13 protein-coding genes are annotated in these 13,266 nt (G+C 38.7%); 2 read left to right on the top strand and 11 right to left on the bottom strand.

Annotated elements, in window-relative coordinates:
* Positions 1-52: 52 nt before the first annotated feature.
* The 8 genes from fabF to yceD form a co-directional block, all read right to left on the bottom strand.
* Positions 53-1,294 (bottom strand): beta-ketoacyl-ACP synthase II, encoded by a 1,242-nt coding sequence (gene fabF, locus FNN08_RS03725; RefSeq protein WP_143584549.1) that lies wholly within the window; start codon positions 1,292-1,294, stop codon positions 53-55.
* A gap of 195 nt (positions 1,295-1,489) precedes the next feature.
* The gene (gene acpP, locus FNN08_RS03720) at positions 1,490-1,723 is read right to left on the bottom strand and encodes an acyl carrier protein (RefSeq protein ID WP_143583406.1); all 234 of its coding nucleotides are present in this window, start codon (positions 1,721-1,723) and stop codon (positions 1,490-1,492) included.
* A 175-nt stretch (positions 1,724-1,898) separates the two neighbouring features.
* Positions 1,899-2,645, bottom strand: a complete 747-nt coding sequence (gene fabG / locus FNN08_RS03715) for a 3-oxoacyl-ACP reductase FabG (protein WP_143583405.1) — start codon at positions 2,643-2,645, stop codon at positions 1,899-1,901.
* A 13-nt stretch (positions 2,646-2,658) separates the two neighbouring features.
* Positions 2,659-3,588, bottom strand: coding sequence for an ACP S-malonyltransferase (fabD, locus tag FNN08_RS03710; RefSeq protein ID WP_143583404.1), 930 nt, complete (start codon positions 3,586-3,588; stop codon positions 2,659-2,661).
* Between the two features lie 57 nt (positions 3,589-3,645).
* Positions 3,646-4,605 carry a beta-ketoacyl-ACP synthase III gene (locus FNN08_RS03705; RefSeq protein ID WP_143583403.1) on the bottom strand — a complete coding sequence of 320 codons (960 nt, stop codon included), beginning with the start codon at positions 4,603-4,605 and terminating at the stop codon, positions 3,646-3,648.
* Between the two features lie 8 nt (positions 4,606-4,613).
* Positions 4,614-5,612, bottom strand: a complete 999-nt coding sequence (plsX, locus tag FNN08_RS03700; RefSeq protein ID WP_409574599.1) for a phosphate acyltransferase PlsX — start codon at positions 5,610-5,612, stop codon at positions 4,614-4,616.
* A 41-nt stretch (positions 5,613-5,653) separates the two neighbouring features.
* On the bottom strand, positions 5,654-5,824 hold the full coding sequence (rpmF, locus tag FNN08_RS03695) for a 50S ribosomal protein L32 (RefSeq protein ID WP_143583401.1): 171 nt from the start codon (positions 5,822-5,824) through the stop codon (positions 5,654-5,656).
* Positions 5,825-5,847: 23 nt separating this feature from the next.
* Positions 5,848-6,360: a 23S rRNA accumulation protein YceD gene (gene yceD / locus FNN08_RS03690; protein WP_143583400.1), complete on the bottom strand. Its 513-nt coding sequence runs from the start codon at positions 6,358-6,360 to the stop codon at positions 5,848-5,850.
* A 220-nt stretch (positions 6,361-6,580) separates the two neighbouring features.
* Here yceD and FNN08_RS03685 point away from each other — a divergent pair, with 220 nt between their 5' ends.
* The gene (locus FNN08_RS03685) at positions 6,581-7,174 is read left to right on the top strand and encodes a Maf family protein (protein ID WP_143583399.1); all 594 of its coding nucleotides are present in this window, start codon (positions 6,581-6,583) and stop codon (positions 7,172-7,174) included.
* A gap of 66 nt (positions 7,175-7,240) precedes the next feature.
* Here FNN08_RS03685 and rluC read toward each other — a convergent pair whose 3' ends face one another.
* On the bottom strand, positions 7,241-8,248 hold the full coding sequence (rluC, locus tag FNN08_RS03680) for a 23S rRNA pseudouridine(955/2504/2580) synthase RluC (RefSeq protein ID WP_143583398.1): 1,008 nt from the start codon (positions 8,246-8,248) through the stop codon (positions 7,241-7,243).
* A 614-nt stretch (positions 8,249-8,862) separates the two neighbouring features.
* Between rluC and rne the strand changes: the two genes are divergently transcribed.
* Entirely contained in the window at positions 8,863-11,913 is a 3,051-nt protein-coding gene (rne, locus tag FNN08_RS03675; RefSeq protein ID WP_143583397.1) for a ribonuclease E, read from the top strand.
* Between the two features lie 87 nt (positions 11,914-12,000).
* Here the strand turns inward: rne and FNN08_RS03670 are convergent, their stop codons facing one another.
* Both FNN08_RS03670 and pyrF read right to left on the bottom strand, forming a co-directional pair.
* Positions 12,001-12,306, bottom strand: a complete 306-nt coding sequence (locus FNN08_RS03670) for a ComEA family DNA-binding protein (protein ID WP_143583396.1) — start codon at positions 12,304-12,306, stop codon at positions 12,001-12,003.
* 259 nt (positions 12,307-12,565) lie between these two features.
* Positions 12,566-13,264 carry an orotidine-5'-phosphate decarboxylase gene (gene pyrF / locus FNN08_RS03665; protein WP_143583395.1) on the bottom strand — a complete coding sequence of 233 codons (699 nt, stop codon included), beginning with the start codon at positions 13,262-13,264 and terminating at the stop codon, positions 12,566-12,568.
* Positions 13,265-13,266: the final 2 nt, after the last annotated feature.

The following is a 13,266-nucleotide window of genomic DNA, read 5'->3' as shown; positions in this document are numbered from 1 at the left end:
TATTAAGGCTTTTAAAACTATAGGCAAGAGCTATTTAAACAATTGTTGCTGTTTAAATCTTTTTGAACAATAAAGAACCATTTGTTCCGCCAAAACCAAAAGAATTACATAGGGCGTATTCTAATTGTGCTTGACGAGCTTGATCTGCAACATAGTCTAAGTCACAGCCTTCACCAGGGTTATCTAAGTTGATTGTCGGAGGCACTTCTTGGTTTTGTAATGCTAAAATAGTGAAAATAGCTTCTGCAGAGCCAGCTGCACCTAACATGTGTCCGGTCATAGATTTAGTTGACCCCATCATTAGTTTATAAGCATGATCACCAAAGATAGATTTTGCACCGTTAGTTTCCGCAATATCACCCGCTGGGGTAGATGTACCGTGGGCATTGATATAACCAACTTTATCTTCTCTAATACCGGCATCTTTTATGGCGTTGGCCATTGCTTTTGCACCGCCAGAGCCATTTGCTGGTGGTGAAGTAATATGGTGAGCATCGCCACTCATACCAAAACCACTTAATTCAGCATAAATTTTTGCACCACGAGCTTTAGCATGTTCATACTCTTCTAATACAACAACACCAGCACCATCACTTAGCACAAAACCATCACGGTCTTTATCCCAAGGACGAGAAGCTTGCTGCGGCGCATCGTTTCGTGTTGATAAAGCACGAGCTGACATAAAACCGCCCATACCTAACACGGTAGATGCTTTTTCAGCACCACCTGCAACCATAGCATCGGCGTCACCGTAAGCTATCATACGAGCAGCTTGGCCAATATTGTGTACACCTGTAGTACAGGCTGTAACGATTGCAATATTAGGTCCTTTTAAGCCATGCATAATTGATAAATGACCTGAAATCATATTCAAGATGGTAGAAGGACAAAAGAATGGTGATAATTTACGTACACTGGTATCTAATGTTTTTTTATGACCTTCTTCAATCAAGGTTAAACCACCAATTCCTGAGCCTATGGCCACACCAATTCGATCAGCATTTTCTTCTGTTACTTCAAGACCAGAGTCGGCAATGGCTTGATTACCTGCAGCTAAACCGTATTGGATAAACAAATCCATTTTACGAGTTTCTTTTTTGGCAATGCCAAAATTTTCAGGATCAAAATCTTTGATGGTACCAGCAAACGTTGTAGTAAAATTTGTGGTATCTAGGTGAGTGATTGGACTTATACCACTTTTACCTGCAAGTAAGGCATTCCATGTACTTTGAGGGTCATTTCCAAGTGGGCTTAGCATGCCTAAGCCAGTAACTACTACTCTACGCATGACTATCAATGTCTCCGCATTTAAAACCAGTAGTGATACTTATATGATTGCTAGAATTAATATCTGCTTATTGTATAAGATTGCAGCTTATACATGTATGGATACCAATCAGTAAAAAGTATTAATGCTGGTAGATTGAAATTGTTAAACTCTAAAAACAAAAATAGGCGGTAAAGACCGCCTATTTTGAACAACTAATAATTAGCCGTTTGCTGTAACGTAATCAATAGCTGATTGAACAGTAGTGATTTTTTCAGCTTCTTCATCAGGGATTTCAGTATCGAACTCTTCTTCAAGAGCCATTACTAATTCAACTGTGTCTAGAGAATCGGCACCTAAATCATCAACAAAAGATGCTTCGTTTTTAGCTTCTTCTTCTTTAACACCTAGTTGTTCAACAATGATTTTTTTTACGCGTTCTTCGATAGTACTCATTTTTTTTCCTTTACTAATTTTTAGCAATTTATAAAATTGTGTGTAGTTTATTCGTCATCTTGTCGCCATGCAAGTAATTATATAATTTTTTGCACTGGTCAAACCTGACAAGTAATTAATTATCTATGATTTAACTTTGATTATATTGTAATTTAATATTTGCAACAATCAATAATTAAACCATGTACATACCGCCATTAACGTGAATTGTCTCACCGTTAATGTAGGCAGCAGCAGCTGAAGCTAAAAAGCCTACTGTGCTAGCAATTTCTTCTGGTTGGCCTAAACGATTCGCTGGTACTTGTGAGAAAATACCTTCTTTTTGCTCATCAGTTAGCTCTTTGGTCATATCGGTATCAATGAAACCTGGTGCGATGGCATTAACCGTAATACCACGAGATGCAACTTCTTTAGCTAATGATTTGGTAAAACCTAATAAGCCAGCTTTAGCCGTTGCGTAGTTAACTTGACCTGCGTTACCCATAGAACCAACAACTGAACCTATATTGATGATGCGACCATCGCGCTTTTTCATCATAGGACGCATTACCGCTTTAGTGATCTTGAATAAAGACGTAAGGTTGGTATCAATAATATCATCCCATTCGTCATCTTTCATACGCATCATTAAGTTATCACGGGTAATACCAGCATTGTTAACTAAGATATCTACGCCACCAAAATCAGTTTTGATCGCATCAAATAAAGCTGAAATAGAGTCGTTATTAGTAACGTTTAATTCAAAACCTTTACCGTTTTCGCCTAAGTATGCACTGATGTTATCAGCGCCATTTTGTGAAGTAGCTGTGCCGATAACTGTAGCACCTTGACTCACTAACTGCTCGGCAATCGCTTTACCAATACCACGGCTTGCGCCAGTAACTAAAGCAACTTTGCCTTCTAATGAAAATAATTGAGACATTTGATTCCCTTTCTTATAGCTCTAAAGCTGAGTTAAGTGAATCGGCTGTATTTACCGACACACAGTTAAGTTGTTTATTAATGCGCTTGACCAAACCTGAAAGTACTTTACCAGGCCCTGCTTCAACTAATGTTTCAACAGACATGTCAGCCATTTTTTCAATTGTTTCTGTCCAACGAACAGGACTATAAAGTTGACGAATTAATGCATCTTTGATTTCTTCGCCACTCGTTGCTAATGCAACATCAACATTGTTGATTACCGGGATAGACGGAGCGTTAAACGTAATAGAGTTTAAATCTTGTGCTAGTTTATCGGCAGCAGGCTGCATTAATGCACAGTGTGACGGTACACTTACAGGTAAAGGTAATGCGCGTTTAGCACCCGCTTCTTTACATAATGCGCCAGCGCGTTCTACTGCTGCTTTATTACCAGCAATTACTACTTGTCCTGGAGAGTTAAAGTTAACGGCAGAAACTACTTCGCCTTGGGCTGCTTCACTACATGCATTAATGATAGCATCATCGGCTAAACCAATAATCGCATACATTGCACCTACACCTGCAGGTACAGCTTGTTGCATATATTCGCCGCGCTTCTCAACAAGCTTTACACCGTCACTTAAACTTAATACTCCGGCACATACTAATGCCGAATATTCACCAAGCGAGTGACCAGCAAGTACAGATGGCGTGTTACCACCCTTTTCTTGCCATGCACGCCATACTGCAACACTTGCTGTAAGCAATGCAGGTTGAGTGTAATTAGTTTGGTTTAATTTTCCATCTGCGTCGTTTTGGATTAAATCCCAAAGATCGTAACCTAAGGCTGAAGAAGCTTCAGTAAAAGTTTCGATTACTACCGCATTGTCAGCTAAATCAGCTAACATACCAACAGCTTGTGAGCCTTGGCCAGGAAATACAAAGGCTAAATTGTTATTCATTGTTTATTACCTAAATATATATTTTTAATTTATTAACTTGCTAGATTGCGTAATTAGTTAAAATTTAACTAATGCACTACCCCAGGTAAAACCACTACCAAAGGCTTCCATAAGAATTGTTTGACCGCGTTTAATGCGTCCATCGCGAACGGCAATATCAAGTGCAGTAGGAATAGTAGCAGCTGATGTATTACCATGTTTATCAAGGGTTACAACGACTTGATCCATAGGTAATGAAAGCTTTTTCGCTGCTGCAGCAATAATGCGAAGGTTTGCTTGATGAGGAACTAACCAATCGATTTCAGATTTGTCCATTTTATTGTGCTCAAGAGTTTCGGTCACAATCTCACTTAAACGAGTTACCGCAAACTTAAATACTTCATTACCTTTCATATATATGTAGGCTTTTTCTTCAGTTAGTAAATCACCACGCTTTGGAGAATTAGCACCAAGTAATGCGCCATATTCACCATCTGAGTGAATATGTGTAGATATAATGCCTGGCTCGGAGCTGGCTTCTAAAACAACAGCACCTGCAGCATCACCAAATAAGATAAACGTACCGCGATCGCTTGGATCACACATATGAGAAAGAGTATCAGCGCCTATAACTAAAATTCGCTTCGCCATACCTGATTTAATAAACTGATCAGCGACACTCAAACTGAAAATAAAGCCAGAACAAGCCGCTGCAATATCAAAAGCAGGAATAGTAGGAATATTTAAATATTTTTGTAAATGACAAGCTGCACTAGGTAAATCGACATGAGAGCTGGTTGTACCCATAACGATCATATCGATAGTTGATTTATCAATACCTGCCATTTCTATTGCTTTTTCAGCAGCTTTAGCACCCATATAAGCTACATTTTCATGTTCTGCAGATATGCGACGCTCTTTTATACCGGTACGCTCAGTTATCCACTCATCAGTGGTATCCATCATTTTTTCAAGATCAGCATTTGTTCTGACTTGCTCAGGAAAATAACTGCCCGTGCCTATAATTTTTGAATTCATATTTTGTCTTAAGACCTTTTAACTAAACCCAGTTCCAATTTGTCTTTTATTTTATCCGGAACTTGTCTTTCAACTTCTTTCACGGCTTCTAGAATCGCGTTATAAAAAGCTGAGCTAGTGGCATTGCCATGACTCTTCACAACAATACCGCGTAATCCTATCAGACTTGCGCCATTATACTGGTCGGGGTTCAGGCGTTTTACGATTTTTTTTAAGGTAGGATTGAGCAAAACACCTAAAATTCGGGTAAATTTACTCTCATTTATAATTTTCATTACTTTGGCCATCACCAACTTGGCCACCCCTTCACAAGTTTTTAAAGCAACGTTACCAACAAAACCATCGCAAACAATAACATCGGCTTTACCAGAGAAAATATCATTACCTTCAACAAAGCCAACATAATTAATCGCTGAACAGTCTTTTAATAAATTAGCGGTTTGCTTTATGTGGTCACTGCCTTTAATGTCTTCTTCGCCCATATTAAGCAGTGCCACTCGTGGATTATCGATGCCGTCGACTTGCTCAGCCATAACCGAGCCCATAATAGCAAATTGAAATAACACACTTGAGTCACAAAATACATTAGCGCCCAAATCAAGCATAAATGCATGAGAGCTACTATTAGTGATAGGTAATTGTGACACCAGAGCTGGACGCTCAATGCCGGGGATCATTTTTAAAACGTAATGGGCTGTAGCAAATAAAGCACCGGTATTACCCGCACTCACACATGCTTGCGCTTCACCAGATTTGACTAAATCAAGGCAGCGCCTCATTGATGAATCTTTTTTAGTTCTTAAGGCTACACTAGGTTTTTCATCCATAGCCACAGATTCACTACAATGTAATATAGTAATTCGAGGGTGTTGGTGAAAGTTTTGTAATTTGAGTTGCGCAGAAATAACGCTTTCATCGCCACAAAGGATGAGACGAAGCTTTGGCAAATTTTCGATTGCCAAAATTGCAGAGGGAATTGTTATAAGGGGGCCAGAATCGCCCCCCATAACATCTAACGCTACCGTTAGACTATCCAAAGTTAGGTCGCTTATTTAGCGATAACTTTGACACCTTTGTAAAAGCCATCAGCTGTTACATGGTGACGACGATGAGATTCGCCTGAAACTGGATCTACAGATAAGTTTTCTGTAGTGATTGCATCGTGCGAACGACGCATGCCGCGTCTTGAACGAGACTTTTTACTTTTTTGTACGGCCATTACCCTACTCCTAAAATCACAAGTTACTTGAGTTGTTTTAACATATCAAATGGATTCGGTTTTTCTACGACTTCCGGCAGTTTACCCCAAGTTGTATCTGCATCAGCAGAACAGTCTTCAAGTTTATGCTTTGGTATCAATGGAACAGCAAGGATTAACTCGTCTTCCACTAAATCACGTAGATTTACTTCACCATTTTCATCTAATTCTACAGCATCATAATCTGAAGGTAAGTGCTGTGCACCCTCTTCATTTTTCACTGGACTAAAACAAAACTCAACTTCAAGTTTTTCTTCGTACAGTTCATTACAACGCTGACATGTTAATGATACTTTGGTTGATGCGTTACCGCTGATAACAATCAAACCTTGTTCATCAACATCAAAATTCATTTTTACATTTACATGCTCGCTAGCCTTTTCAGAAATAGCAAGCAATCTATCTAATCCAATTAATTCAAAATAGCCCTCACACAAAAGGCGACGTTGCGCACTTCGTCTTGGGTCTATTGTTAATGGAAGCTTAAGATTCTTCATATGGCGCGCATATTAAATGGTGTAGCGCCCTGTGTCAAAAGAAAATTCATCAATTTAATTGTAAATCCTAATTTAGATACAAATTTTAACACAACTGCTTTATTTATGAACATTTATCAGCTCATTTTACGCAAATTATTGAATTTATTGTTATCACTAAAAAAATTTAGTTAAACTTAAGCAGCAAACAATTTAGCCAAATTAAAGAGTACTTTATCACATGACACAATTAATTTTGGGTTCAACCTCTCCTTTTCGCAAAGAATTATTAGAAAAATTCAACATACCATTTACCTGTGCAAAACCTAATATTGATGAATCAGCACTAGAAAATGAAACACCAGAGCAACTTGTTGCTCGATTAGCCTTACAAAAAGCTGAAAAAGTAAGTGATGAGTTTTCTTCTGGCCTTATTATTGGTTCAGATCAAGTTGCGCTTTGCGACGGCAATGTACTTGGCAAACCTGGTAATTTTGACAATGCAGTGCAACAACTAAGCTCTTTTAGCGGTAAAACAGTTACTTTCTTAACTGGTCTTTGCTTATTAAACGCCGAAACCAAAAACAGCCAAGTGATTGTTGAACCTTTTTACGTAACTTTCCGCGAACTGACTTTAGATGAAATTCAAGCGTATGTTAACGCCGAGCAGCCATTTAACTGCGCTGGTAGCTTTAAAAGTGAAGGTTTAGGGATTTGTTTATTTGAAAGCCTGAAAGGTGAAGATCCAAATACATTAATTGGTTTGCCATTAATTCGTTTGCATCAATTATTAAAAAATGAAGGTTTTGATGTATTAGCAAACCAAAAAAATTAAATATCAAGGTGTCAGACACCTTGATATTAATAAAATAATATCAAGTTGATCTGACCCTCTTGATTTTTAGTAGGTTTTTACCGTTTGTTTCTTCAAAATATTGGTTAGCGCGGCATCGTATGGCGCTTCAAACTTCACTCTTTGTTCACTGCGCGGGTGAGTAAACTCAATACTTGCTGCATGTAAGAATAAACGCTTGCAACCTTGTTTATTGATTGCTGCGGTGAACTCCTCAGAGCCATACTTACTATCACATGCAATTGGATGGCCGGATACCTGGCAATGAACACGAATTTGATGCGTGCGCCCAGTAACAGGAAATGCTCTTACTAAGCTACAGCCTTCATAGTGTTTTAATACAATAAAGCGTGTTTCCGACTCTTTACCGTTTACATTATCGACAACAACAACACGCTCGCCCGATTTAAGATCGTTTTTACGTAAGCCTTCAGTTACCCGTTTCATCTTAGGGTTCCAATGACCTTTAACTAAAGCATGATAAAACTTTTGTACGGTTTTATTGCGCAGTTGTTCATGCAAGTTACGCAGAGCGGAACGCTTTTTAGCCACCATTAAACAGCCTGAAGTGTCTCGGTCTAAACGATGTACTAACTCAAGCATTTTAGCTTGTGGACGCAGCGCACGTAACGCTTCAATTAAGCCAAAGCTTAAACCACTACCGCCATGAACAGCCATGCCAGTTGGTTTATTAATCACCATCATGCATTCATCTTCAAATAAAATATGCTGTTCAAGGTTAGCAACAATATTTAATTTGGTTGATACCGGCGCGGCTTCTTCAGAAACTCGAATTGGCGCAACTCGAATAATATCTTCATTACTGAGTTTGAATTCGGGTTTAATACGCTTTTTATTCACTCGAATTTCGCCTTTGCGCAGTAAACGATAAATCATACTTTTTGGTACCCCTTTCAGGGTTTTCATCAAAAAGTTATCTATACGTTGGCCGTCTGTTTCTTCATCAATTGTGATAAATCTAACTTTAGGACGCTCTTCGCTGTTATCGGTATTTTCAGCGCTATTGCTAGCGACTTTTGTATTTTCTGGTTTCATAAGCGCAAGTTTATCATAAGAATTAAGCAAATAAGACTAAAATCAGCTAGAAAAGTACAATAAACCTCAGTATATTTATTGCCTTATCCTATTAATTAGTGGGATAATGCAGCTCGTTATTGATGAAAATTTCCAATAACGAAATAAACGATGTTCTTGTAGAGACGTAAGAGGTTTACTGCGGCAACTTCAATGTACAAATTATCAGCTACTAGCTAGCACGATACATTGAATGAATTGCCTATTGCTTACACTAGAGTATGTAACTTACTAGTGTTGACAGCATAAACAGATAATCCAGCGAAAAAGAACAAACAATGAAAGAAAAGCACAGCACAATTGCTGAGTGAAAAGTTTAAAAAAACGAATACGAAAATATAAATATTCTTGGCGATGGTTAACAACTATCAAGATCTAAATAATCGTATTGGTTTAATTAAAAACAATCAGATACTTTAACAGGCCCCTTATTTTGGGAGTTGACATCCGTGAGGCTGCCAACCCTCTGTATGCGTTGATTTTTGGATCCAAATATACATCCAATCAAGGCATTGCAAAGATTGCTTTTGCACTTAGTAAAAGTGTTGTGACTTAACCAATGAGTCACAGACAATATGAAACGCATGTTAATCAATGCTACACAATCGGAAGAATTCCGCGTAGCGCTTGTTGACGGTCAAAACCTTTACGATTTAGATATCGAAAGCCCTGGCCATGAACAAAAAAAATCAAACATTTACAAAGGTACTATTACCCGCGTAGAACCATCTTTAGAAGCTGCTTTTGTCGATTACGGTGCTGATCGTCACGGTTTCTTACCTATGAAAGAAGTTGCTCGTAGTTATTTCCCACAAGGTTATAGCTTTCAAGGTCGTCCTAGCATTAAAGAAGTATTGCGCGAAGGCCAAGAAGTAATCGTTCAAATTGATAAAGAAGAGCGTGGCCAAAAAGGTGCGGCACTTACAACGTTTATCAGTCTTGCTGGTAGTTACTTAGTATTAATGCCAAACAACCCTCGTGCTGGTGGTATTTCTCGCCGAATCGAAGGTGAAGAGCGTACCGACCTTAAGAATTCTTTAAGCAAACTTAACTTACCAAAAGGCATGGGGTTAATCGTCCGCACTGCTGGTGTTGGTAAAGCTTATGAAGAGTTAGAATGGGATTTAAACGTTCTATTACAACACTACGCTGCAATCTCTGAAGCAGCAGAGTCACGCCCTGCTCCGTTTTTAATTCATCAAGAAAGTAACGTAATTTTACGTGCTATTCGTGATTACTTACGTCGCGACATTGGTGAGATTGTTATTGATCGTCCGAAGATTTTTGACAGCGTAAAACAACACATTCAATTAGTACGCCCTGACTTTATTAATAAAGTTAAATTATATAAAGGTGAAGTACCTCTATTTACCCATTACCAAATTGAATCTCAAATTGAATCCGCTTTCCAACGTGAAGTTCGTTTACCATCAGGTGGTTCAATCGTAATCGATCCAACTGAAGCATTAACGTCTATCGATATTAACTCTGCCCGAGCGACAAAAGGTGGTGATATTGAAGAGACAGCGTTTAATACTAACCTAGAAGCTGCAGAAGAGATTGCTCGTCAATTACGTCTTCGCGATTTAGGTGGTTTAGTTGTTATCGACTTTATCGATATGACACCTGTTCGCCATCAACGCGAAGTTGAAAACCGTATGCGTGACGCAGTTCGCCCTGATAGAGCCCGTATCCAATTAGGTCGTATATCACGTTTTGGTTTACTAGAAATGTCACGTCAACGTCTTCGCCCTTCTATTGGTGAAACCAGCCAAAGTGTGTGTCCACGTTGTAGTGGTACTGGCCATGTTCGTGGCGTTGAATCTCTAGCTTTATCAATTTTACGATTGATGGAAGAGGAAGCGATTAAAGATAAAACTAATCAAGTTCACGCGCAAGTACCAGTACCTGTTGCCACTTACTTACTTAATGAAAAACGTAATGCTGTTGGTCATATTGAAAAGAGCCATAACGTTAAAGTATTAATTTTAGCTAACCGTGATATGGACACTCCACAATACGAAGTAATTCGTGTGCGTGATGATGAATCTACAGCAACAGCTAGCTACGAAATGGAATTAACCACCACAGCACAAGAAGAAGCTGTAATGCCTAAGTTCCAAAAAGAAGCCGTTAAGCGCGATGAGCCAGTACTACAAGGCATGTCTGCTCCAAAACCTGTGCCAGCTCAAGCTAAGCAAGCTCAAGCATCGACAGCGACTAAAACTGAATCTAAAGGTTTCATTGCAGGTGTTATTGCCTTCTTTAAATCTTTATTCACAACAGAAGAGCAACCAGCTCCTGTTGAGAAAAAATCAAATAATAACCGCAAGAATCAAGATAGACGTAATCAACGTAACCGTAAGCCACGTAATCAACAGCGTCGTGGTAAGGGCCAAGACCGTAATTCTGACAAGCCGAATGATCGCAACCAAAATCGCAATCAGTCGAATAAGAATGAGAAGTCGAATAAGGCAACTGAAAATAAACCAGCGCAAGCTAAAAAACAGCAGCCTAAAAAGCAGCAGCCGAAAGCAAGCGATGCGGATACGCCTAAAGAAGAAAAAGTTGCAGAACGTCGTCAGCGCCGAAATACTCGTAAAAAGGTTAGAGGTAATGACAATAAAGTGCAAAATAATTCAGCAGCTAAAGCAGTTGAAACTCCAACGGACACGTCTGTTGAAGCAGCTCCTCAAGTAGAAGTTGCAACAAACGAAGCTAAGACTGATAACGGCGAGCAACGTCCAAGAAATCGTCGTTCACCACGTCACTTACGTTCACATGGCCAACGTCGTAGAAAAGATCAAACCGAAACGACTACTAATGAAGTAGTAAGTACTGATGATCCTGTTGTTACTCGTTACCCAAGCAGTAAAGAAGAAGTTGTTGAAGTTCAAACGACTTTAGATTTACCAGAGCCAGAGACAACGGCAGAAGTAAAAGCTGAAGAAGTAGCGGCTAAGCCAGCTAAAGTTGCAGAAGTGAATACTGAAGAAGTTACTGAGCCAGCTAAAGTTGCAGAAGTGAATACTGAAGAAGTTACTGAGCCAGCTAAAACTGAAGAAGTTGCTGAGCCAGCTAAAGTTGAAGAAGCGAAAACTGAAGAAGTTAAAGCTGAGCCAGCTAAAGTTGAAGAAGCGAAAACTGAAGAAGTTAAAGCTGAGCCAGCTAAAGATGAAGAAGCGAAAACTGAAGAAGTTGCTGCACAGCCAGCTAAAGTTGAAGAAGTGAAAACTGAAGAAGTTACTGCTGAGCCAACTAAAGTTGCAGAAGCGAAAACTGAAGAAGTTAAAGCTGAGCCAGCTAAAGTTGAAGAAGCGAAAACTGAAGAAGTTAAAGCTGAGCCAGCTAAAGTTGAAGAAGCGAAAACTGAAGAAGTTAAAGCTGAGCCAAAAGCAAAGGTTGCTAAACCAAAAGCAGTAGCTAAAGTAAAAGCCATTGCAATGAAAGGTAAAGCCCATGCGCCTATGACTAAGCCAAAAGCATTTACCTCTTCTAATGAGTCATTACCAACTGCTGCACTATCTAATGCAGATAGAGCTCAAGTAGTACGCTCAAACAAAGCTGCAACATCAGCTTCGGCAAGCAATAAGAGTTCAGCTGGTCCAACTAAACCAGGAGCTTAAGTTTTAACTGTAATTTGCAGTAAAACAAGCTAAAAACAAAAGCCAGTCATATGACTGGCTTTTTTATGCGTAATGTTAAATTTTTAATTACAACACTAAGTAAGCAGAGTTTTTCTCAATAAACTTAACGCCTATACCTTTAACATTCTTTAATTCTTCAATGCTTTTAAATGGGCCATATGTATCTCGATATTGCACAATAGCTTGAGCTTTCTTTTCACCTAAGCCTTTTAAGCTACTAAGTTGCTCTACTCCGGCTTTATTAACATTAACTTTATTCTGGCTAACATTTGCTACTACGCTTGTATCTTCATTAGCGTTCACTGTAGTTGCGGTTAGTAAAGGTGAAGATAATAAAGACAATAGTAATAGTGATCTATGAATGGATTTCATAATTAATTCCTTTTAATTTAAGTTATACCAAGTGAAATAAATATCTAATCAATTGGTATTACCACCCCATGTGGTAATACCAAACCTACTAATTGAATTGTCTAGTTTTAATAAAATAAAAGAAGACTTAATAAGCTTGGTAGCACTAATATTAGAACAGCATTTATATTTGTCAAAAAGATAAAGCTACTAGGCAAAAATCAAAAAAGCCGTTTAACTTTCATTAAACGGCTGCAATAAAGAATAGATAACTAAACGCTTAAACGATAATCGAACGATTTATATCTTGTAGTACTTGATGAGGATTATCTGATTTAGTAATTGGGCGTCCAATAACTAAATAATCAACACCAAGATCAATTGCTTGTGGCGGTGTCATGATACGCTTTTGATCATCAACCGCAGCACCCACAGGACGAATACCAGGAGTAACTAGTTTAAAGTCTTGCCCTAGCGTTGATTTAAGCATTGCAGCTTCTTGCGCGGAACAAACAACGCCATCTAAACCCGATTGCTTAGTAAGCTTTGCTAAGTTCATTACTTGCTGCTCTGGTGTAGCATTGATACCTAATTCAATTAAGTCTTCTTGGCTCATACTTGTTAAGACTGTTACGGCAATTAGCAAAGGTGCATCCTTACCGTAACTATCTAGAGCAAGCTTGGCTTGGCTCATCATTTTAGAGCCGCCACTTGCATGCACATTAACCATCCATACACCAAGATCGGCAGCGGCAGAAACAGCTTTTGCTACAGTGTTTGGAATATCATGAAACTTAAGATCAAGGAATACATCAAAACCACGGTTAACTAAGCTAGTAACAAACTCAGGGCCAAAATGAGTAAACATTTCTTTGCCGACTTTTAATTTACAATCTTGAGGCTGGATTTTATCAACAAATGAAAATGCATCGGCTTGCTTAGCAAAATCAAGGGCAACTACTACTTTGGCATCAGCCATAA

Origin of the sequence: Thalassomonas sp. M1454, assembly GCF_007097525.1 — a bacterium.
Classification (GTDB): Bacteria; Pseudomonadota; Gammaproteobacteria; order Enterobacterales; family Alteromonadaceae; genus Thalassotalea_A.
The sequence above is the reverse complement of the archived record's forward strand: the minus strand, read 5'-3'. Positions and strand labels throughout refer to the sequence as shown.

Bases quoted from the DNA above. Each gene is read 5' to 3' on its own strand.
- acpP (WP_143583406.1), bottom strand. From the start codon at position 1,723: ATGAGTACTATCGAAGAACGCGTAAAAAAAATCATTGTTGAACAACTA.
- fabG (WP_143583405.1), bottom strand. From the start codon at position 2,645: ATGTCTCAATTATTTTCATTAGAAGGCAAAGTTGCTTTAGTTACTGGC.
- fabD (WP_143583404.1), bottom strand. From the start codon at position 3,588: ATGAATAACAATTTAGCCTTTGTATTTCCTGGCCAAGGCTCACAAGCT.
- FNN08_RS03705 (WP_143583403.1), bottom strand. From the start codon at position 4,605: ATGAATTCAAAAATTATAGGCACGGGCAGTTATTTTCCTGAGCAAGTC.
- plsX (WP_409574599.1), bottom strand. From the start codon at position 5,612: ATGGGGGGCGATTCTGGCCCCCTTATAACAATTCCCTCTGCAATTTTG.
- rpmF (WP_143583401.1), bottom strand. From the start codon at position 5,824: ATGGCCGTACAAAAAAGTAAAAAGTCTCGTTCAAGACGCGGCATGCGT.
- yceD (WP_143583400.1), bottom strand. From the start codon at position 6,360: ATGAAGAATCTTAAGCTTCCATTAACAATAGACCCAAGACGAAGTGCG.
- FNN08_RS03685 (WP_143583399.1), top strand. From the start codon at position 6,581: ATGACACAATTAATTTTGGGTTCAACCTCTCCTTTTCGCAAAGAATTA.
- rluC (WP_143583398.1), bottom strand. From the start codon at position 8,248: ATGAAACCAGAAAATACAAAAGTCGCTAGCAATAGCGCTGAAAATACC.
- rne (WP_143583397.1), top strand. From the start codon at position 8,863: ATGAAACGCATGTTAATCAATGCTACACAATCGGAAGAATTCCGCGTA.
- FNN08_RS03670 (WP_143583396.1), bottom strand. From the start codon at position 12,306: ATGAAATCCATTCATAGATCACTATTACTATTGTCTTTATTATCTTCA.
- pyrF (WP_143583395.1), bottom strand. From the start codon at position 13,264: ATGGCTGATGCCAAAGTAGTAGTTGCCCTTGATTTTGCTAAGCAAGCC.